At 47.9% G+C, this 21,051-nt stretch carries 18 protein-coding genes; 7 read left to right on the plus strand and 11 right to left on the minus strand.

What is annotated here, in order from left to right; all coding sequences use genetic code 11:
- The first annotated feature begins 73 nt into the window (after positions 1-73).
- From tnpA to copM, 5 genes are all read left to right on the plus strand, one after another.
- A complete protein-coding gene (gene tnpA / locus ACQG11_RS07940) occupies positions 74-478 on the plus strand; it encodes an IS66-like element accessory protein TnpA (RefSeq protein WP_003031976.1) in 405 nt (134 codons plus the stop codon).
- Positions 475-822, plus strand: a complete 348-nt coding sequence (tnpB, locus tag ACQG11_RS07945; protein WP_001774233.1) for an IS66 family insertion sequence element accessory protein TnpB — start codon at positions 475-477, stop codon at positions 820-822. Before tnpA ends, tnpB begins: the two co-directional genes overlap by 4 nt.
- A gap of 48 nt (positions 823-870) precedes the next feature.
- Complete coding sequence (locus ACQG11_RS07950; RefSeq protein WP_048213845.1) at positions 871-2,409, plus strand: IS66-like element ISKpn24 family transposase; 1,539 nt, start codon at positions 871-873, stop codon at positions 2,407-2,409.
- Between the two features lie 287 nt (positions 2,410-2,696).
- On the plus strand, positions 2,697-3,128 hold the full coding sequence (gene silE / locus ACQG11_RS07955; RefSeq protein WP_000790485.1) for a silver-binding protein SilE: 432 nt from the start codon (positions 2,697-2,699) through the stop codon (positions 3,126-3,128).
- Positions 3,129-3,275: 147 nt separating this feature from the next.
- Positions 3,276-3,626 carry a CopM family metallochaperone gene (gene copM, locus ACQG11_RS07960; RefSeq protein ID WP_000647571.1) on the plus strand — a complete coding sequence of 117 codons (351 nt, stop codon included), beginning with the start codon at positions 3,276-3,278 and terminating at the stop codon, positions 3,624-3,626.
- A gap of 168 nt (positions 3,627-3,794) precedes the next feature.
- Here copM and ACQG11_RS07965 read toward each other — a convergent pair whose 3' ends face one another.
- From ACQG11_RS07965 to ACQG11_RS08000, 8 genes are all read right to left on the minus strand, one after another.
- Entirely contained in the window at positions 3,795-5,621 is a 1,827-nt protein-coding gene (locus ACQG11_RS07965) for an AAA family ATPase (protein ID WP_001239419.1), read from the minus strand.
- 563 nt (positions 5,622-6,184) lie between these two features.
- Positions 6,185-6,484, minus strand: a complete 300-nt coding sequence (locus tag ACQG11_RS07970) for a helix-turn-helix domain-containing protein (protein ID WP_001097216.1) — start codon at positions 6,482-6,484, stop codon at positions 6,185-6,187.
- Positions 6,485-6,836: 352 nt separating this feature from the next.
- Positions 6,837-7,763, minus strand: a complete 927-nt coding sequence (locus tag ACQG11_RS07975) for a hypothetical protein (RefSeq protein WP_058680833.1) — start codon at positions 7,761-7,763, stop codon at positions 6,837-6,839.
- 11 nt (positions 7,764-7,774) lie between these two features.
- A complete protein-coding gene (locus tag ACQG11_RS07980; RefSeq protein WP_426728292.1) occupies positions 7,775-9,331 on the minus strand; it encodes a TnsD family Tn7-like transposition protein in 1,557 nt (518 codons plus the stop codon).
- A gap of 40 nt (positions 9,332-9,371) precedes the next feature.
- A complete protein-coding gene (locus tag ACQG11_RS07985; RefSeq protein WP_001049180.1) occupies positions 9,372-10,820 on the minus strand; it encodes an ATP-binding protein in 1,449 nt (482 codons plus the stop codon).
- Complete coding sequence (locus tag ACQG11_RS07990) at positions 10,820-12,943, minus strand: transposase (RefSeq protein WP_063256007.1); 2,124 nt, start codon at positions 12,941-12,943, stop codon at positions 10,820-10,822. The genes ACQG11_RS07985 and ACQG11_RS07990 overlap by 1 nt, the downstream gene beginning before the upstream one ends.
- On the minus strand, positions 12,930-13,772 hold the full coding sequence (locus ACQG11_RS07995) for a TnsA endonuclease N-terminal domain-containing protein (protein ID WP_000090707.1): 843 nt from the start codon (positions 13,770-13,772) through the stop codon (positions 12,930-12,932). The genes ACQG11_RS07990 and ACQG11_RS07995 overlap by 14 nt, the downstream gene beginning before the upstream one ends.
- Positions 13,773-13,914: 142 nt before the next feature.
- Positions 13,915-15,117 carry an NAD(P)/FAD-dependent oxidoreductase gene (locus ACQG11_RS08000; RefSeq protein WP_426728293.1) on the minus strand — a complete coding sequence of 401 codons (1,203 nt, stop codon included), beginning with the start codon at positions 15,115-15,117 and terminating at the stop codon, positions 13,915-13,917.
- Between the two features lie 228 nt (positions 15,118-15,345).
- Between ACQG11_RS08000 and pitA the strand changes: the two genes are divergently transcribed.
- The gene (gene pitA / locus ACQG11_RS08005) at positions 15,346-16,845 is read left to right on the plus strand and encodes an inorganic phosphate transporter PitA (RefSeq protein ID WP_022649706.1); all 1,500 of its coding nucleotides are present in this window, start codon (positions 15,346-15,348) and stop codon (positions 16,843-16,845) included.
- A gap of 54 nt (positions 16,846-16,899) precedes the next feature.
- On the opposite strand, the gene uspB is transcribed toward pitA, so the two are convergent.
- Positions 16,900-17,235 (minus strand): universal stress protein UspB, encoded by a 336-nt coding sequence (gene uspB, locus ACQG11_RS08010; RefSeq protein WP_003861224.1) that lies wholly within the window; start codon positions 17,233-17,235, stop codon positions 16,900-16,902.
- A 283-nt stretch (positions 17,236-17,518) separates the two neighbouring features.
- On the opposite strand from uspB, the gene uspA reads away from it, so the two are divergent.
- Complete coding sequence (uspA, locus tag ACQG11_RS08015; protein WP_003861223.1) at positions 17,519-17,956, plus strand: universal stress protein UspA; 438 nt, start codon at positions 17,519-17,521, stop codon at positions 17,954-17,956.
- A gap of 92 nt (positions 17,957-18,048) precedes the next feature.
- Here uspA and rsmJ read toward each other — a convergent pair whose 3' ends face one another.
- Together rsmJ and prlC are read right to left on the minus strand one after the other, a co-directional pair.
- The gene (rsmJ, locus tag ACQG11_RS08020) at positions 18,049-18,801 is read right to left on the minus strand and encodes a 16S rRNA (guanine(1516)-N(2))-methyltransferase RsmJ (protein ID WP_426728294.1); all 753 of its coding nucleotides are present in this window, start codon (positions 18,799-18,801) and stop codon (positions 18,049-18,051) included.
- A 7-nt stretch (positions 18,802-18,808) separates the two neighbouring features.
- Entirely contained in the window at positions 18,809-20,851 is a 2,043-nt protein-coding gene (gene prlC / locus ACQG11_RS08025) for an oligopeptidase A (RefSeq protein ID WP_048966515.1), read from the minus strand.
- Positions 20,852-21,051: the final 200 nt, after the last annotated feature.

Genomic DNA, 21,051 nt, shown 5'->3' on the forward strand with positions numbered 1-21,051 from the left:
CGTCTCAGCACCGTCTGGCAGATCCTGAAATTCCTGAGAGGATAATGGACACCAAATATGGTGGACGCTATCCATGAAATCATTAACCGCAGTGCGTAAAAAAAGCCCTAATTATCCCGTTGAGTTCAAAATCAAAATGGTTGAACTCTCGCATCGACCAGAGATCTCCGTAGCGCAACTCGCTCGTGAGCATGGGATCAACGATAATTTGCTGTTTAAGTGGCGCCAGTACTGGCGCGAAGGAAAACTACGTCCTCCTTCAACAACAGAAAACAACGTGCCTGAGCTGCTCCCGATAACACTTGATGCCGAAGATGTTGTCCCTGCAACCTCCCCCCGGTCACAACCTGTAGCTGCTGCGGCACCTGAATCACTCAATATCAGCTGTGAAGTGACGTTCCGGCACGGATCACTCCGTCTGAATGGTGCCATCAGCGAAAATATCCTGAACCTGCTGATACGGGAGCTCAAACGTTGATCCCATTACCATCAGGGACAAAGATCTGGCTGGTCGCTGGCATCACCGATATGAGAAACGGCTTCAACGGCCTGGCGGCAAAGGTGCAGACGACGCTGAAAGACGATCCGATGTCAGGTCACGTTTTTATCTTCCGTGGGCGTAATGGCAGTCAGGTAAAGCTCCTCTGGTCTACCGGCGATGGACTGTGTCTGCTGACCAAACGGCTGGAGCGCGGCCGCTTCGCCTGGCCGTCAGCCCGGGATGGCAAAGTGTTCCTCACACAGGCACAGCTGGCGATGCTCCTTGAAGGTATCGACTGGCGGCAGCCTAAAAGACTGCTTACGTCACTGACTATGTTGTAGGCCTCTTTATCCTGGTCGACGCTGAATGAGCCTGGTAATATACCCGGTATGAACAGCTTACTTCCTGACGATATCGATGAACTGAAACGTCTCCTTGCCGAACAGGAGGCGCTGAACCGTGCCCTTCTGGAAAAGCTGAACGAGCGTGAACGCGAAATAGATCACCTGCAGGCGCAACTGGATAAGCTGCGCCGGATGAACTTCGGCAGCCGCTCCGAAAAAGTCTCCCGCCGTATCGCGAAGATGGAAGCCGACCTTAAGCAGTTGCAGAAAGAAAGCGATACCCTTACCGGCCGGGTGGATGACCCGGCCGTGCAGCGCCCGCTGCGGCAGACCCGTACCCGCAAACCGTTCCCTGAATCACTTCCCCGTGACGAAAAACGGCTGCTGCCGGCAGCGTCATGCTGCCCGGAATGTGGTGGTGCGCTGAGTTACCTGGGTGAAGATGCCGCCGAACAGCTGGAGCTGATGCGCAGCGCCTTCCGGGTTATCCGGACAGTACGTGAAAAGCATGCCTGTACTCAGTGCGATGCCATCGTGCAGGCCCCCGCGCCTTCACGGCCCATCGAGCGGGGTATCGCAGGACCGGGGCTGCTGGCCCGCGTGCTGAGTTCAAAGTATGCAGAGCACACCCCGCTGTACCGCCAGTCTGAAATATACGGCCGCCAGGGTGTGGAGCTGAGCCGCTCACTGCTGTCGGGCTGGGTGGATGCGTGTTGCCGGCTACTGTCACCGCTGGAAGGGGCGCTTCAGGACTATGTGCTGACTGACGGTAAGCTCCATGCTGATGACACGCCTGTCCCGGTGCTGTTGCCAGGTAATAAGAAAACGAAGACCGGGCGGTTGTGGACGTACGTTCGTGACGACCGTAACGCCGGGTCAGAGCTGGCGCCGGCAGTGTGGTTCGCTTACAGCCCGGACAGAAAAGGTATCCACCCGCAGAGCCATCTCGCTGGCTTCAGCGGTGTTCTGCAGGCGGATGCGTACGCCGGGTTCAACGAACTGTACCGCAATGGACAGATAACGGAAGCTGCCTGCTGGGCTCATGCCCGCCGCAAGATCCACGATGTGCACGTTCGCACCCCGTCAGCGCTGACGGAGGAAGCCCTGAAACGGATCGGTGAGTTATATGCCATCGAGGCGGAAATAAGGGGGATGCCGGCGAAGCGACGCCTTGCAGAACGTCAGCAAAAAGCTAAACCGCGGCTGAAATCCCTGGAAAGCTGGCTGCGTGAAAAGGTGAAAACGCTGTCGCGACACTCAGAACTGGCGAAAGCGTTCACGTACGTACTGAACCAGTGGCCGGCGCTGGCTTACTATACTGACGACGGCTGGGCCGAGGCAGATAACAACATAGCTGAGAATGCGCTACGGATGGTCAGCCTGGGCCGCAAAAACTACCTGTTCTTCGGTTCGGATCATGGAGGAGAGCGGGGAGCGCTGCTGTACAGCCTGATCGGGACATGCAAACTGAACGGAGTGGAGCCAGAAAGCTACCTTCGCCATGTGCTTGATGTTATAGCTGACTGGCCGATAAACCGGGTCAGCGAACTGCTCCCCTGGCGCGTAGCATTGCCAAATGAATAACACATCCCCGTCAATACGGTTCTCGCTGCACGCTTACGAATAAAGATTTAAATGACAAAGATGTCATTAGCCTGTCATGCAGCAAACAGAAGCCATTCGATATAATTAGTGCAACTTATCAGGAAGGCTGGATTGCTTTATCAATATCCGGCGTCAGTGGACGCCAGGAAATGAATATCCAGTCCCCTCCCGGAGAAATAAACACTTCCGAACCTGTTTCAGTTATGGAACTGAAAACACCGGTTGTACTCCCCCGGACATCACTAATTAAGAAATGGAGAGTTATCATGAAAAATATCGTATTAGCATCCTTGCTGGGCTTTGGCTTAATTTCTTCGGCCTGGGCCACTGAAACCGTGAATATCCATGAGCGGGTCAACAATGCACAGGCACCTGCTCACCAGATGCAGTCTGCTGCGGCTCCTGTCGGGATCCAGGGGACTGCACCTCGTATGGCCGGTATGGACCAGCATGAACAGGCCATTATTGCTCATGAAACCATGACGAACGGGTCGGCGGATGCGCACCAGAAAATGGTGGAAAGTCATCAGAGGATGATGGGAAGTCAGACCGTTTCCCCTACCGGGCCGTCGAAGTCATTAGCGGCAATGAATGAGCATGAAAGAGCTGCAGTTGCCCATGAATTTATGAATAACGGTCAGTCTGGCCCACATCAGGCCATGGCCGAAGCGCATCGTCGCATGCTCAGTGCAGGCTGACGGCGAGGGAAGTATCTGTGCTGTCCTTATTTCCTTGATAGATTTTTCCGTAACCGGATATATGGCAACATCTTTGCCCCCTACAGGGGGCATTTTTATCAGATTCTGCTACAGTTAACGGGCATCAACGCTAAAAGGATATTTTTTATGAAAGCCAGAAACACTTTATTTGCAGTATTAATGTTATCCCTGCCAGCGATTTCAGCAGAACATTCAGAAATGAAAATGACTGATATGTCTACCTCGGCTTCGTCACAGGAATATATGGCTGGCATGAAAGACATGCATGACAAAATGATGGCTGCCGTAAATGAGTCCGATCCCGACAAGGCTTTTGCGAAAGGCATGGTAGCGCACCATGAAGGGGCAATAGCAATGGCTGAGACCGAGCTCAAATACGGAAAAGATCCGAAAATGAGAAAGCTCGCGCAGGACATCATTAAAGCTCAAAAAGGTGAAATTGAGCAGATGAATAAATGGCTTGATAGTCAAAAGTAAACATTGTAGAAATGTCACGACAAGCGTGATTTTACATCGTTCCTGGGCGCGGGAGTCGGTTAATCTTTATATAATTCAAACCCGATTAATTTCGGGTTTTTACTACTCTGTACTCCGGTCCTTTGTTGAGGACCGGAATATATGCACCTGAGATGCTTATTTAATACATTATCTCGTCATGGATACAATGTCGCTCAGGATCTCAACCAGCTCGCTTCTCTCCTGCGTTCCGTCATGATAGGTTGATCTTGAGATGATTCTTTCTGATGTCATCTGAGGCCAGAATTTATCTAGTACATTATCGGGTTTCATTCCCACAGCCCGGCCGATTATTTTTTTAGCGTCACAGGTGTCCGTAAACGTGACGGCTACACCAGTAATTTCCTCGATAAGATCCGGGCACAGATAGTTTTCTATCTCACGTTTGCGCGTAGCGAAAAATACCTTACCGGCCTCCTCTACTTCTTTTTTACGCTTCTGGATGGACAGAACCTGTGCAGGGTCTCCCCCAATATCGGAGTCCAGAAATACGCACCAGGGAAGCCCCAGATCTTTGGCCAGATTCAATGTAACCCAGTGTTTGACGCTACCACACCCTCCTATGAGGACTGGCACTATTTTCACGTCCTCCAGAGAGGCTGGCAGCGCACCTGACTGTTTTAATGAACTGGCCGCATGCCTCAGGAAAGTAACATCCGACTTTCCCTCTACCAGAACAATCCCCTGCGCCCTTTCCATACCGGTCTCTGGCAGCACCCCCAGGCTTTCAGTGGCTTCCTTCAGCACTGCGTCATCCGGCATTTTTACTACGGGTTCACCCGCCTCATTTCGGGTAACATAACGTACGCCTTCGACAGGGATTAATCCGGCCAGCGCCGGGACATGGGTGGTGACGATAATCTGACGGTGCGGCTGGCCTGCCAGTGCCAGTAACGCTTTCATCAGCATCATCTGATAGTTCGGATGCTGTGACGTTTCAGGCTCCTCTATGGCATAAATCACATTTCTGGGCGTCCCCGCGACATTCTTTTCAGCCTCAGCCCGAAAAAAATTCAACAGGATAAGCCTCCTTATCCCGCTGCCGCGCTTATTGATGGGGATGCCATTTTCCCCGTCCAGGGTGAAATTGAAGGTCCACTTGGGTTTCTCCTTAAATCGTGGAGTCAGTTCACTGGCGAGTTCGGGGGCCATTTCACGTAATTTATCCAGCGTTCTCTGTGCGACATCCAGGACGCTGTCCTGAATCTCATTTTCCAGCGCTGTAATTTTGTCCTGCAGCGCAGCCTGAGCGTCTTTTACGGCCTGCTGTAAGGGGTTTTTAGCTTCGGAATCCCCGTCGCTGCTTTCCCTGTCGGCTTTGAAAATCGCATACGTGGGCAGCAAATCGAGGATCTTACCCCATAATGATTTTGTGTCGGTTCCGAACTCTTTATCGACATCCAGCATAATTTCCGAACAGGTATAGGGGGCTGCGGCTTCCCTGATGGCCTGACGCCATAACGATGCAGTGCGTTTATCCGCCACATTTTTTTCAACTTCTTTTCCCACCGCCTTGAGCTCAGAAATTTTCATGCCCAGTAAATTTCTCAGGGGCTCCTCATCCGGGTGGATGCAGCGGATGCAGGTCTGCTCCGGTTTTCCTGAGGTCGTTGCTTTAAACGTTTTGACGATTTCAAAATTGCCGTCCTCATTCAGCAGATGTTCTGAGGCGAGCGTGGTCTGCACCCTGTCGTCGATCATGATAAAATCGGGCAGGTCATCAAATTCACAGGCTATTTCAAAACGGCCGTCCCCTTCTCTTAGGCTGAAACAGTTCATGTCATTCTTGTCAGCCTTCATTCCTTCTGTTTCAAAAAAAATAGCCAGCGCTTCCAGAAGCGTTGATTTCCCAAAGTCATTACGACCGACAATACCCGTCATGCTTTCATCAATAATGATTTCAGTAGAGTTTCTGTAGCCTCTGAAGTTTTTCAGTTTTAATTTTCTGAGCCGCATATGAAGTCCTGTGTGTAAGAAAGCGTTTTGCTGCAACCTGAATACAAAATATATTTTCAAATGCCTGCCAACAAGCAGGGATAACCGTTATTCAGAATATCTTAACGACATTTCGGGATTATGATCTGGTCGCGCTTTCAGAACTTTACTGCCCCTCAAAACACCGGAAACTAACTTGTGGTTGGTTACATGGCAAAGTTAAAACTCCAGAATCACGGGTAATGATTTCAATGCTTATTATATTTTTTGGAATTGACTCATGAGCTTTATAATTTAAATGATAATAATAACCATTCTTTTATGCGTAATATTTGCTACTGACACTGATGAATTTAAAAGAAGATAGATTTTCATTTACGGATTATTTCCTAAATTCATCGATAATGTGATCGACATAAAATTTTCACTGAAGAATGAAGAGATAATTTAAGGCCGAGCGAAATAGCTCAAAATGGTGTATTTAACATAACAGAAGAAATGAAAGGCTCTATCGCAACCTGATACTTCAGGCCGCTAAGGGGTTAATCTTGTTGAAGAAAAATTAGACCGGGAAGCGCCAGGCGTCACCATTTCTCCCGCCTGGCTGGAAGTGAAGAATAATTGTGCATAGCTCCGTATTCGGGCTTTGCATCTGACAATGGTTCCCTGGATGAAAGTACGATCTCCACTCCAAGGACGCTGAACACCCTAAACAAACGCTCAAAACCCGCACTTGCAGGGTTGGCCTCTAGTCGGGCATAAGTTTGCTGTGTTATACCCAAACGTTCAGAAACATCTTTTTGCGTCAGTCCATTGGCTTTGCGAAAGCCGATTAAAACAGGACGTAACTGATTCAAAGTCTTCAAAGCGTATTGAGTGTTCATAAGTGACCTTCCGTATCGACGAGTTAACAAGCATAACGCAGGGATTTACAGCATATAGGCTGTAATGCTCATTAACAGACTATAGGCTGTAATACGAATCCTGCCAAGATGCGGCATCTTTCAAATACAAGGCCGTATTGGGTAAGCAGTACACCGTTATATAGCACCCCTTGCCCCTTTGCTGGAGAGGGACCCACGTGATCGCAGGTCTTTTAGACGTTGTTGCTAACCGGCATCATACACAGGTGGTAACCCCCAGGGAAACTCTATGAGTGATAATTTATTCCTGCCCCAGTCAAAATATAAAACCTTATCTAACTAGCTTTCTTAGTATTTTATAAATGAAGTGAAATTAGCGAAGAAGTTTTACATTGTAAAGTGAGCAAAAATATTTACCATTCAACTGGCAAAATTTACAATCTGCAGCCCTTAGCCTGAGAAAATGCACATTAACAGAATAATCATCAAGTCCGACAGAGGCATAACTTACGTCCTCAAAAATATCAGAAATAAATGAGTTGAAATTACAAAAATTAACTTCACTTAACATCTTGAACACCGCAGAAATATATCTATCATGCATTATCTTGACTTCGATAACCTTAGATAAACTTGAATGCGACTTACATTTGAAGAGATCAAAGAGAAAGTAAATCAGCATATTTTTATTGTCCGAAATCCATTTTAAAATTTTATTACGTGCACATGGTAATATATACACTGGATTTTTGAAAGGGTTTGAAACGTCAACCACAAGGGAACAATAACCATGAGGATTTATTCCACTTATAATTAAGTCACTAAGTCCTTTCACTGCATTCAAATAGTTATCAAAACAAACCTCATATAAACTGGTACTATGAACTGCACATTTAGATTCAAACAACCATCTATGACGCAGATAACCAATGCCTTTAGAGTGTATATCTTCAACAATACATTTGTGACAGTAACGAATGTTTGAGATGTTTACCAATGGATATGAATTAGTTATGTGAAAATTTTTCCGACAGGCATCTTCAACAGCGTTAAAATACCCGTAAACACCAGAAGATAACGACACTATATTGGAAGTTAGTATATAACCATTTCTAGTGGCAAGAATGTCATATATATCCTGCAAGCTATGCAATTTGTACATATCAATCAGTTCGAAACGAGGAAAGGCATCGTACCTTAGTGCGCCATGCTTTGATATTATGTTCCTGCAATTGGATAAGTTATACATTATCTGTGAACGCAGAAGAAAACTGTGCCACAATTCATTTTCGTAAACCATATAACTCCCTCTTATTTAATTAGTTCCATTTTTCTGAGAAGTATCATTGTCATTGGTAGTTTATCTCTGTATTTCAAAAGCCAGCCATGCCCTCCCAGTAAAGCATCTAGACTTGTAAGTGACATCGAGTACTGCCCCTGAGATAAAACATCATTTATTAATGATGATGAGATAATATCTCTCTCGCTCCACTCTACTCTTTTATTTTTATAGCATCGTATTGTTTTAGGAAGACAGGAATTAAGCCAGTCACATTCATGTTTATTTAGCCAATAGAAACTTGCATAACAACTTTCTTTGACTAACTTTCGTGTTATAGAAACGGATTGATTATGTATAAATCTTAATATTTTCTGCTTATGACGCCGTCTTAAAGAATCTTTTTTACATTTTTTACGCCATGAGCATAAACCGTAACAAGATGAAATTACAGAGGATACAGCTCCTTCCGATAATGAGTTTTTCTCAGCTATGGATGCCAGACTAACCCCCCTTACAGCCATAGACTTGATAAGCAATTCAGTGAATATATTAATTTTTGTGTTTCGCTTAAACGCCCTCAGGTATTTTTTATAAATAAGTGTTTTAATGTAACATCTGCTGCGACTAAATTCCTTCCCAAGGTTGCTAACACTAGTATTATTTTCAACTATATGAAAACTGTATTTCTTATGACTTTTAAAGATTTCTTTCTTTTTATTAGTACGACTTCCTGCATACGTTGGCCAGCAAGTATTTAACAAACAATAACAAAGCAAAAGATGCTTTGTGGGATGCTGACAACATTTGTCTTTGAGTATAGGCTCCCAGTAATGATAATCAGTTAGGGATGTTGGTATAAGTCCCGATGAACCCTCCCCAAATAACTGGCACTTAGCATAAACATGTGCGTAGAATACATTTTTCTTTAAATTTCCATCCAATGATAATAAATTCAACTTTTTAAGTACATCCATGTAATTGGGGTGTGTAATATCTTTTCTTCTGATTATATTTAGGGACTCATAACAAAACTTAGCAAAATCGAAGTCTATCTCATTGCTAAGTTGTTCTGTATACGAAACAGGAGGCATCAGTCCAATACGTATGTGCGGTGAAGAAGGGACATGGATGCTTTCAAGCGCTACCGGATGCCGATGGCAGGTTGTAACCCCATGAAGCTGATGCGCCAGATGCCAATAAGTAACACCATAATGAAAAGTATCTTCACGAGCGCAAACCGGGCAAAACTTCAATAGTGTGCGCTGCCCTAGTGAAAAATTACTAAGGCGGCACAATCGATTAAGCCTGGCAGGGGTCGTGTTGAAATCCATAATTTCATTACGACTGATTGGTAGTGCCCAGGCAAAAAGAGGGAGTAAAGTCTGTTCATGCCAGAGCTGATCTGCACTTTCGGATGTATGAAGAGAAATAGCCTTTAATCCTGAATTGAGAATTGGATGGACGTTCATATCAGGTTTGTTGAAAATGATCGTTAACAGAGAAGATGGGGACATACCGTACACGGTAGTTGTCCGACAAAACCGGCTGAACAAGGATTCATCAGGCAAAACAGGCAACATTCTCATTTCCCACACCTCTCTTTGACCGTTACGAACTGTTACCTCATTACAATTTATTAAGTGGATCTATATTTATAAGCCCGCAACGCTGAAGAGCATCGTAGGTATTTTTCTTTTCAGCTGTTCTGTTGATAACAAGATCGTGGTCAAGAGACAGTATTTTCTCGTCGAAATTGCGCAAAACCTCGTCTATTTTTCCTACGAATTCCTTGTGCTGTGGCCTGTCTATATCCCCTGGGATCAAAGACTTTAGGGACTTCTCTGCCATGATTTTAGCCGAAGCATCACCCTCATTAGATGCAGAGAGCCATTTAGCTTCCTCATCTTCAGTCGCGGCCCCCGGGAGTGGAGTATCCTTATATTCCTCCGTATGACTCACGAGTACCGGTACAGAGGCCGACAAGACTGCGCCAGTGATGATTTCATTGCCGCTACCGATAACCTTTAATTGTGCCCCCCGATAAATCATCTGAGCCAATCCAATATTGCCTTTAGATAAAATGAATAATTTTTCGTTTAACTCATCATTTAATGGAGTTTCAACATTTGTCCATTGTAATGGCCATAAATAATGAATAAACGATTGCCAGTCTTGTGAATCGTATCTAACATTCTTAATTTTCATGTAACCACCAGACTCTGCCCGCCTGGCAATTCTCATTTTCTTTGTCAGCGTCTCGTCAAAAGGATGATTTCCACAAAAAACCATAGATACCCCCATGGAATCTACAATTTCATGTAAAAAATCAATCAACTTACTCTCACCCCCGGTTCTTGAAAATTTAAGCCTCTGCATTTCATCAATAACAAGGATACCCAAAAATGATGATTTAATTCTTTGTGCAATCTGGCGAGCCAGAGCACCATTTCTAATCTCAGGTGTAGTTCGTTCAATACCAATTGCATCATCTAATTTTTGTAAAATCTCTTCACAAAGGTCTCTCACACTTGAATTGTATGGACAATTAATCTTTACCCATACAATTTGCTTACTGAAGCCGGGAAAAACTCCTTTATAGCTGCTGTGTTCTATAATCTGAGGGAAATGATCCATGACTTGCTCAATCATGGTAGTTTTTCCAGAACCACTCATTCCAACTATCGTAATAGTTTCAGCCTGGGATTTAAAATATCCACTTTCTGGCTCAATATCAGGACGCTCATTTCCATAGTAATGAAGATATTGAATTGTTCCGCTTTTTAAAGGATTACGAGCTGCATAGCTTTCCCTAAGTGCCCGTAAGATCATCTTATAAGCCTGGATAAGATTGGTTTGAGGGCAACGGAATTTCTTTATACGTTCGACATACTGCTCTCTAACATTCGCCGGGGCAGTCCAGCGGATTTTTTCGTCAATTTCGGGGAAATAACTCATTTCCAGAAGTACTTCATCTTCCGTAAGCGCTTCAGGAAGTGCTTCAATTAAGGGATTGCCACGATACTCAGGTAACTCCTGTTCTTTATATATCGCTGAAACGCGCCGTATAAGATTCATTATTCTGCGTCCTCAGTCTTCTTCTTACCTTTTAACCATCTTTGTTTCTCCTCCCGGCCAGGCAAAAGCAGAACATTACTGGATGAAGGAAGTAGGGGTTCAGATCTTCCATTAGCAACATGAGTTCGCCCTAATGAATCAAGTTCATTTTTCCTGTTCTTTTTAATATCTTTACCATGTACCCGGCGAGATTCGTATATTTCATTTAATCTTTCGTTACCTTTCCTGTTAAATTCATCTTTATTATTGATATTGCTGAGCGAATCCAGAGTAAATAAATTAATTTCTTTTTGAGTATCTACCCAATCAGCCATTACATCTGTATCAAGATGAGCTTTCCCTTTAAATACATCTCTTTTCTTAAGTAGGTAATGTTTTTTGAAAATGCTATTTTTGTCAAATCTTACATATATATAATCTACGCAATTGTCATCTATTCTTGCTTCACAAGTGGTTCTTCCAAATACTCTGACACCTGATGCAATTTCAGGATCACATTCATAAAAAAGATTATTGTACTGAATCCCACCGGCGGTAATGTTAGCGTTCACAGGGATTAACAATCGTGCGATCACTTCGTCGGCCCCAACGGCTCTTGCGCTGAATCTCCCGTGCTTTAAGCTTATCATCCAACTATTTTTTGGTGATATTACGAGATCATTTTCAATCAGTAAGGGATTGATATAAGCCAGTTCCTCATACGTTCTCTGATTATGTGCAAGTATCTCCCGAATCAGTAAAGACGTGACCTCCTGAATCGTTAAACAAGCCCTGGATTGCGGTGTTGGCTCTCCTTTAACAATCTTTCCCCTTCGTGTTGTTCCAATAAGCCTATGAATAACCTCATCATTCAGAATGCCGAAACAGCGTTCAACAATGCTTTTTCTGTCGCCTCTACCGACTGGCGCAAACTCAAGTTTTGTCAGGGGGGTCATCTCTTCCTGAGGTTTAAGACCAATCATCTCCCCGTTGTCACACATCAATGTTAATGGAATGTGAGAACAAGGCCAATCATCATCAGTAATAGAGATTCCAAATAATCTACAATATTCTTTTTTTGGCATAAAGCAATTTGCTAACGCTTGTCGGGCGGCTCGCCATGAAGCATGGTATAAAGAAACATGAAGGCCAACAATCATTCTTGTTGCACGATCCACCACTGTATAAATAGTAGGACGCCCAATGACTTTTCGTCTGTTTAAACTCGAAATAAGATGTACATCAGCGACAGTTGAGTCTATTTCGAAAACATCACCCGGCAAAACAGTTGTATTAGCCACACTACCTAAAAGCGCCCGCATTTTGAGGTCTATTTCTTTTTTCGTGTTCTTCTTATTTATCGAGAAATCTTTAGTGAAGAGTTTTTTATTCCAGTATGAAAATTGTTTTAAAGAAGGAACATATGGAGCTCTATTTTCTAGGTTTGCTGTTTTAATTTCATCCCTAAAATACAAATCAATATGTCTCTCTAATGTTTTCTTTATCGTATCTCCGTTAACTTTATAATGATACGTAATGAGAGATTTTCTAATATTTTTTATATCTCTTTCATTAAGAATGAAAACACGTGATCGTTCATTAGGTAATGCTCTGTTTTTTTTGGAATTCCCAAGTTTAATTTCATGTTTGATTCTACTTTTCCCAGCGGCGCCACAGTTCGAGAATGCGGGTAGCAATGCATAAATATCCTGCCCATGTCGCCAATACAACGCCAGAAGCGTTCTGATAGTATATTGTGATATTTTTTTATTTCTTGAGTAATCCATTAAAAGGTGCGACTTTTTATGTAATGCATAGTCGAACAGAAACATTCTGTCATCTACAAGATCTTTAATGATATTGTAATTTTCATCTCGCCTTCCTCTGTCTTTATCTGTTAATTCTTTCTCATCTACTAACATATATGAAGGATATATATAATCTTTACAAGTTATGCTATTTGATTCAATATAATATTTAAACATTGAAAATGAGAAAGGGATTGGCTTACCCGTTCTTTCTGATTTTATTTTAAACAAAATTAACAAATCGACCTTTCTGTCAAAATCCAAAACACGGTAAAGTCCCTCTGCAAGCAAATCAGTGCCTTGAGAGAGCCAGACTGAATTCCTAATAATATCCATTTGCGTTCAGTCCTATATAGTGGTCATTGGAAATTATCTTTATCAGACCGGTTTCGAGTATTGGATATGATAAATCAACATTTATCATTTTTAATCCAATCATTGCCTGCAATAACATCATCGCTTCTTGTGCATCTACCCCAAAGATTGATGAAATCATTGCACGTAGTCCTACTATGGGATAAACATCTGGTTTAAGCTTCCATAGGATTTTATCAAGAGGATATTTATCATAAAATTCAGAACCATCTCTTAATACAGAAGTAGCCCAGCAAATGTTTTTACCGACGACGTTATTGAGTTCCGAGCCAACATAAATTTGAAACTCAACATCAATCAACTGCCAAAACATCCTCTCTATTTCAAGTTTTTGGGCTTCGCGTTCAGGTATGCTCTCGTTATGTTTTACTGCTATAGCTTTGTATCGAAGTCCGCCTTCAGGAGTTCTCAAGGTCAGTAAAAAATCGGTTGTCATAACATTCAGAACTTCGACAGGTACTCCTCTTACTCCCCTCACCATAGGATGTTGAAAATGTAGATGATTTGCTATTTGTTGGGTAAGCCGGAGAGGAAAGAGTGGGAATTGTTCCCGGATATCAATCACCGAGTCATTAAACTCAGCCAGATAGAAAAAGTTACTTTCGACAGAAGAAAGGAGATGATGGTTTCGAAACGTCTTAAGGCCAAAGACTATCGAACGGTTTCCACGGGATTTAACGTCCTGAGCTCTAAGCCAGGGCTGATAACTTTGGCCATAGCCCACTCCTATGCCGTCACCTAGCGCATTTTCATAATCCAAATAGGATTTGAGACGCCTACCCCTAGCCATGATCGTACCCTAAAAACGACATTGATACGTACCTATATGTGCATTTTATAGTCTCCAACCCTATAACCACACATTCAGTAAGTATACAACATTAGCGTCGTTTTTTGAGAATGGTTACAACTTTAGTGCTTTGTGTACAACTTTATTGTCCTCGGACATCAGCCAGCGCCTGCGCGCATGCCCAGGCACTGGCCCACGCCCACTGGAAGTTATACCCGCCGAGCCAGCCGGTCACGTCCATCACTTCACCAATGAAATAAAGACCCGGCACGTTGCGGGCTTCCATCGTGCGGGATGAGAGTTCGTGTGTATCCACGCCGCCCAGCGTCACTTCCGCCGTGCGGTAGCCTTCGGTGCCGTTTGGCTGTACGCGCCAGTTCGTCAGCGTCTCCACCAGCGTGTCCTGCTCGCGGCTGTTGAGCTGCCTAAGCGCAACATCCGGAATTTGCCCTAACACCTGCAAGCACTCCACGAGACGCTTCGGCAGCTGCATCGCCAGGGTATTTTTCAGGCTTTGATTCGGGTGCGCGGCGCGTTGCTCATTGAGGAAGGCGTCCAGATCGCAGTCCGGCACCAGGTTTACGGAGACAAACTCCCCCGGCTGCCAGTAGCTGGAGATCTGCAATACCGCTGGCCCCGAGAGACCGCGATGGGTAAAGAGCAGGTTTTCGCGGAACACCGTGCCGTCTTCGGCCGTAATGACCGACGGCACAGACACGCCGGAGAGCGTCTGAAGCTGTTCCAGCAGCGGCTTATGCAGCGTGAACGGCACCAGCCCGGCGCGCGTGGGTAATACTTTCAGGCCAAACTGCTCGGCGATTTTGTAGCCGAACGGTGAGGCACCCAGCCCCGGCATCGAGAGGCCGCCGCTGGCGATCACCAGGTTATCGGCGCTGACGGTTTCGCCGTTGAGTTGCAGCGTGTACCCTTGCTCGTTACGGGCGACGTCCAACACTTCGGTGCGCAGGCGCATGACTACGCCGCCTTTCTCGCACTCGGCCACCAGCATATCCACGATTTGCTGGGCAGAGTCGTCGCAGAACAGCTGTCCCAGCGTCTTCTCATGCCACGCGATAGCGTGTTTACCCACCAGTTCGATGAAATCCCACTGCGTGTAGCGCGCCAGCGCAGATTTACAAAAATGACGGTTCTGGCTCAAATAGGCCGCAGGCTCGACATAAAGATTAGTGAAATTGCAGCGCCCGCCACCGGACATCAGGATCTTGCGGCCAGGCTTTTTTCCGTTATCCAGCAGCAGCACACGACGACCCGCTTGTCCGGCCATTGCCGCACAAAACATACCCGCCGCACCGGCGCCAATTACTACGGCATCAAACCTTTCCACGTCAAAATCCTCTTCGTTAACTGCCGCGGATTGTAAAGTTTCCTCAGTGGTCGCACCAGCGCAAAAAGATATTACAAAGCCATTTCATTGATATTTAAAGATTATCTATTCAGGCACATTTCTCAAATCAGGTGGTATGTCAAAAAAAGTCTATATTTCACTTTGCCCGTTGCGCATTTGTCCTGGATAATGCGCCGCGTTCATGTCCTCAAAATGGCGTAACGTCCTATGCTACATTTGTTTGCCGGCCTGGATTTACATACCGGGCTTTTATTATTGCTTGCTCTGGTTTTTGTGCTGTTTTACGAAGCGATCAATGGCTTCCACGACACTGCAAACGCAGTTGCAACGGTTATCTACACTCGCGCAATGCGATCGCAGCTTGCGGTCGTTATGGCGGCGGTATTTAACTTTTTTGGTGTCCTCCTGGGCGGACTGAGCGTTGCCTATGCCATTGTGCATATGCTGCCAACGGATCTGCTGCTTAACGTGAGTTCCGGTCATGGCCTGGCCATGGTGTTCTCAATGCTGCTTGCTGCGATTATCTGGAACCTCGGTACCTGGTATTTCGGCCTGCCGGCATCCAGCTCTCACACCCTTATCGGCGCGATTATCGGTATCGGTTTAACTAACGCCCTGATGACCGGTACATCGGTTGTTGATGCGCTGAACCTTCCTAAAGTACTGGGTATTTTCGGCTCTCTGATCATCTCCCCTATCGTCGGTCTGGTGGTAGCAGGTGGATTGATTTTCATCCTGCGTCGCTACTGGAGCAACACGAAGAAACGTGCACGTATCCACCTGACGCCAGCAGAGCGTGAGAAGAAAGACGGCAAGAAAAAGCCGCCGTTCTGGACACGTATCGCGCTGATCATTTCCGCTATCGGCGTCGCCTTCTCTCATGGCGCGAACGATGGTCAGAAAGGTATCGGTCTGGTGATGCTGGTTCTGATTGGCGTCGCACCGGCAGGCTTCGTCGTTAACATGAACGCCTCTGGCTATGAGATCACCCGTACCCGTGATGCGGTAAACAACGTTGAGACTTACTTCCAGCAGCATCCTGATTTGCTGAAGAAAGCGACCGGCGTAGACCAGTTGATCCCTTCTCCTGACTCTGGCGCACTGACTGCACCGGGCGAGTTCCATTGCCACCCGGCAAACGCGATTAACGCGCTGGAACGTGCGAAAGGCATGCTGGCCGATATCGAAAGCTACGACAAACTGGCTGTAGAACAGCGTGGTCAGCTGCGTCGTATCATGCTCTGTATCTCCGACGTGACCGATAAAGTCGCGAAGCTGCCAGAGGTCAATGCTGACGATAAGCGTCTGCTGAAGAAACTGAAAGGCGATATGCTCAACACCATTGAGTACGCGCCAATCTGGATCATCATGGCGGTCGCGTTGGCGCTGGGTATCGGTACGATGATTGGCTGGCGTCGTGTGGCGACCACCATCGGTGAGAAGATCGGTAAGAAAGGCATGACCTATGCTCAGGGCATGTCCGCGCAGATGACGGCGGCAGTGTCTATCGGTCTGGCGAGCTACACCGGTATGCCAGTCTCCACCACCCACGTACTCTCTTCGTCCGTGGCAGGTACCATGATTGTTGACGGCGGCGGTTTGCAGCGTAAAACCGTGACCAACATTCTGATGGCCTGGGTGTTCACCCTCCCGGCGTCCATCCTGCTGTCTGGCGGTCTGTACTGGATTTCGCTGAAGCTAATTTAATCGGCTGAAGGCGACAAAAAAGCGGGTCAGGAAACTGGCCCGCTTTTTTTATGCTCAGTGCCATATCATCAGCGCAATCATACTCACCACAACCAGACCACACAGGGCGCTGGTCAAAATGAACTGACGACGCAGGCGCTCGCAGCGACGGATAAACTCTTCATCGTGGTGATCGCGGTAGCGCTGGTAGTAGATATACCCCACCAGACGCATCTGCTTGCTGGGCTGTCCGTGCGAGGTGAAGAACCCTCCACCGTCCACATATTGATAAAGCAACGGATCGCAACCACGAAGTACCACTAACAGCGCACGTAACGATGAGAAGTAGCGCGCCATATTCACTATGCAAACCACGCATAACGCCCAAAACAATGCGACGGTGCTAATCATACATCCTCCCCGGCGTCCACCCACGAAGCAAGGCTCCTGAGCTACCGCACCCCAATGCCCTGACAGACAGTTCAGTGAAAGAATGACTAAAAGTCGATCCGGTTCGCGTTTTAATATCCGAACGGCTCATTAAATAGTGTAGGAGATCCGTTAATTTTTTTGCCACAAGGTTAATCGTTATCAACACCAAAGCTTGAAAAATATGTTTAACTGGGCCGTAATGAAAGCATCAGACGACGGCTTTCCCATTTAGTCATCGATAACTTAAGGAAGGAGTAACACTATGGCTTACAAACACATTCTTATCGCGGTAGACCTCTCCCCGGAGAGTAAAGTGCTGGTTGATAAAGCAGTATCCATGGCACGTCCCTACAACGCGAAAGTTTCGCTGATTCATGTTGATGTGAATTACTCCGACCTCTACACCGGTCTGATCGACGTGAATCTCGGCGATATGCAGAAACGCATCTCCGAAGAGACTCACCACGCGCTGAGCGAGCTTTCTACCAACGCGGGCTATCCAATCACTGAAACCTTAAGCGGTAGCGGCGATCTGGGCCAGGTGCTGGTTGATGCGATTAAGAAATACGATATGGACCTGGTGGTATGTGGTCACCATCAGGACTTCTGGAGCAAACTGATGTCTTCCGCACGTCAGCTGATTAACACCGTACACGTGGATATGCTGATTGTTCCACTGCGTGACGAAGAAGACGAGTAAGTGCAAAAAAGCCCGGTGGCGCTAACGCATACCGGGCCTACAAGCGGCACTGAATGTAGGCCGGGTAAGGCGAAGCCGCCACCCGGCTTTTTTTATTCCGGCGTACCTGAGTAGATATCAAAGCGATGCCCTTTGGTGGTCACCGCGTTAGTGGTCGCAACGTCCGCCAGCGGCGGCGCATAGTCAGGACGTTTCACCACCACCCGCTTCGTCGCCAGTTGACGAGCCGGCTCCAGCAGGCCATCGGCATCTAAATCTGGCCCCACCAGCGACTGAAACACCCGCATCTCTTTCTTCACCAGCGCGCTTTTCTGCTTATGCGGGAACATGGGGTCGAGATAGACCACCTGCGGGCGCGGGGTGATATCGGTCAGCGCCGTCAGGCTGGAGGCATGAATAAGTTGCAAACGTTCCTGTAACCACGAGCCGATTTCCGGGTCCGCATAGCCTCGCGTCAGCCCGTCGTCGAGCAGCGCGGCGACAACCGGATTACGCTCCAGCATCCGCACCCGACAGCCGACAGACGCCAGCACAAAGGCATCGCGCCCCAGCCCCGCCGTGGCATCCACCACGTCCGGCAGATAGCTGCCTTTAATGCCGACCGCTTTGGCCACCGCTTCACCGCGACCGCCGCCAAACTTACGCCGGTGCGCCATCGCGCCGCCGACAAAATCGACAAAAATCCCGCCAAGCTTTGGCTCATCGCGCTTGCGCAGCTCCAGATGTTCCGGCGTCATCACCAGCGCCATCAGGTTCTCTTCATCATGTTCCAGCCCCCAGCGGGTCGCCAGAACAGATAAGGCGCCGTCCCCGGCGCCTGTTTCATCTACTAAGCAGATCTTCACGTAGCAATCAGCCTTTGATTCCGTAATGCTCCAGCATCGCATCCAGCTGCGGCTCGCGGCCACGGAAGCGTTTGAACAGCTCCATAGGCTCTTCTGAACCGCCGCGCGTCAGGATGTTGTCGAGGAACGACTGACCGGTTTCGCGGTTGAAAATCCCCTCTTCTTCGAAGCGCGAGAAGGCATCCGCCGCCAGCACGTCGGCCCACAGGTAGCTGTAGTAGCCTGCGGCGTACCCGCCTGCGAAGATATGGCTGAACGCGTGCGGGAAGCGTCCCCAGGTCGGGCCTGGAATGACGGCAACCTGCTTTTTAATCTCAGCCAGGGTTTCGAGGATTTTCGCCCCCTGCTCCGGGCTGAACTCGGCGTGCAGGCGGAAGTCAAACAGGCCGAACTCCAGCTGACGCAGGATAAACATCGCCGCCTGGTAGTTTTTCGCCGCCAGCATTTTATCCAGCAGTTCTTTCGGCAGCGGTTCGCCCGTTTCGTAATGACCAGAGATAAACGCCAGCGCGTCCGGCTCCCAGCACCAGTTCTCCATAAACTGGCTTGGCAGCTCGACCGCATCCCATGGCACACCGCTGATACCAGCGACGCCAGCGGTTTCGATGCGGGTCAGCATGTGGTGCAGGCCGTGACCGAACTCGTGGAACAGGGTGATCACTTCATCGTGGGTAAACAGAGCAGGTTTGCCGCTCACCGGACGGTTGAAGTTACAGGTCAGGTAGGCAACAGGTTTTTGCAGGGAACCATCCGCTTTACGCATCTGGCCCACGCAGTCGTCCATCCACGCCCCGCCGCGCTTGTTCTCACGCGCGTAGAGATCGAGATAGAAGCTGCCGCGCAGCTCGTTGTTCTCGTCATACAGCTCGAAGAAGCGCACGTCCGGATGCCAGACGTCGATATCGGTACGCTCTTTCGCGGTAATGCCGTAGATGCGCTTTACTACCTCGAACAGACCGTTGACGGCTTTGTTTTCCGGGAAGTACGGACGCAGTTGTTCGTCGCTGATGCTGTAGAGGTGCTGTTTCTGTTTTTCGCTGTAGTATGCGATATCCCACGGCTGAAGCTCGTCCACGCCGAACTCCGCTTTCGCAAAGGCGCGCAGCTGAGCTAACTCTTTTTCACCCTGAGGACGGGCGCGTTTCGCCAGATCGGTCAGGAAGTCGAGCACCTGCTGTGGGTTCTCGGCCATTTTGGTGGCGAGGGATTTATCCGCGTAGCTGTCGAAGCCCAGCAGCTGTGCCAGCTCGTGGCGCAGGGAGAGGATCTCCGCCATCACCGGGCTGTTATCCCACTTACCGGCATTCGGCCCCTGATCGGAGGCGCGGGTGCTGTAGGCGCGGTACATCTCTTCGCGCAGGGCCTGGTTGTCGCAGTAGGTCATCACTGGCAGATAGCTTGGGATATCCAGCGTTAACAGGAAGCCTTCCTGCTCTTTCGCTTCGGCCTGGGCTTTTGCCGCCGCCAGCGCACTTTCCGGCATACCGGCCAGTTCGGATTCATCGGTAATCAGCTTCGTCCAGCCCATGGTGGCGTCGAGGACGTTGTTGCTGTACTGGTTGCCCAGTTCGGACAGGCGCGCAGCGATTTCGCCGTAGCGAACCTGTTTTTCTTTTGGCAGGCCAATCCCGGACAGTTCGAAATCACGCAGCGCGTTATCGACCGATTTTTTCTGCGCCGTGTTCAGTTCGGCATAATGGTCGCCGTCGCGCAGGTCGCGGTAGGCTTTGTAGAGCCCCTCGTGCTGGCCGACCCAGGTGCTGTACTCGGAGAGCAGCGGCAGGGTCTGTTCGTAGGCTTCGCGCAGCTCCGGGCTGTTTTTCACCGAGTTCAGGTGGCTCACCGGGGAGAAAATGCGCCCCAGCACGTCGTCCACTTCGGCCAGCGGCTGACACAGATTTTCCCAGGTGTACGGCGCGCCCTGCGCGACCACGTTCTCTACCGCCGCGCGGCAGTTTTCCAGCGACTGGGTAACGGCTGGAACCACATGCTCAGGGAGGATTTTAGAAAACGGTGGCAACGAAAAAGGCGTCAGTAATGGATTGGTCATAAACGCTGTCCTGTTGAAATAGATGAATGAAGCGCGCATCCGGCGCTGTGCATATGCGATCTAGAATGGGGTTAAGTGTAGAGGATTTCAATGCCAGACGTGGCGGAAAAGAGCCCGGTGGCGCTGCGCTTACCGGGCCTACGGGTAATCTGCGCCGTTCTGCTGTAAACTGTGGCAAATCGTCAATTCAGCGGAATATC

Origin of the sequence: Enterobacter cloacae complex sp. 372C4 (assembly GCF_050030615.1) — a bacterium.
In the GTDB taxonomy this organism is placed as follows: Bacteria; Pseudomonadota; Gammaproteobacteria; order Enterobacterales; family Enterobacteriaceae; genus Enterobacter; species Enterobacter intestinihominis.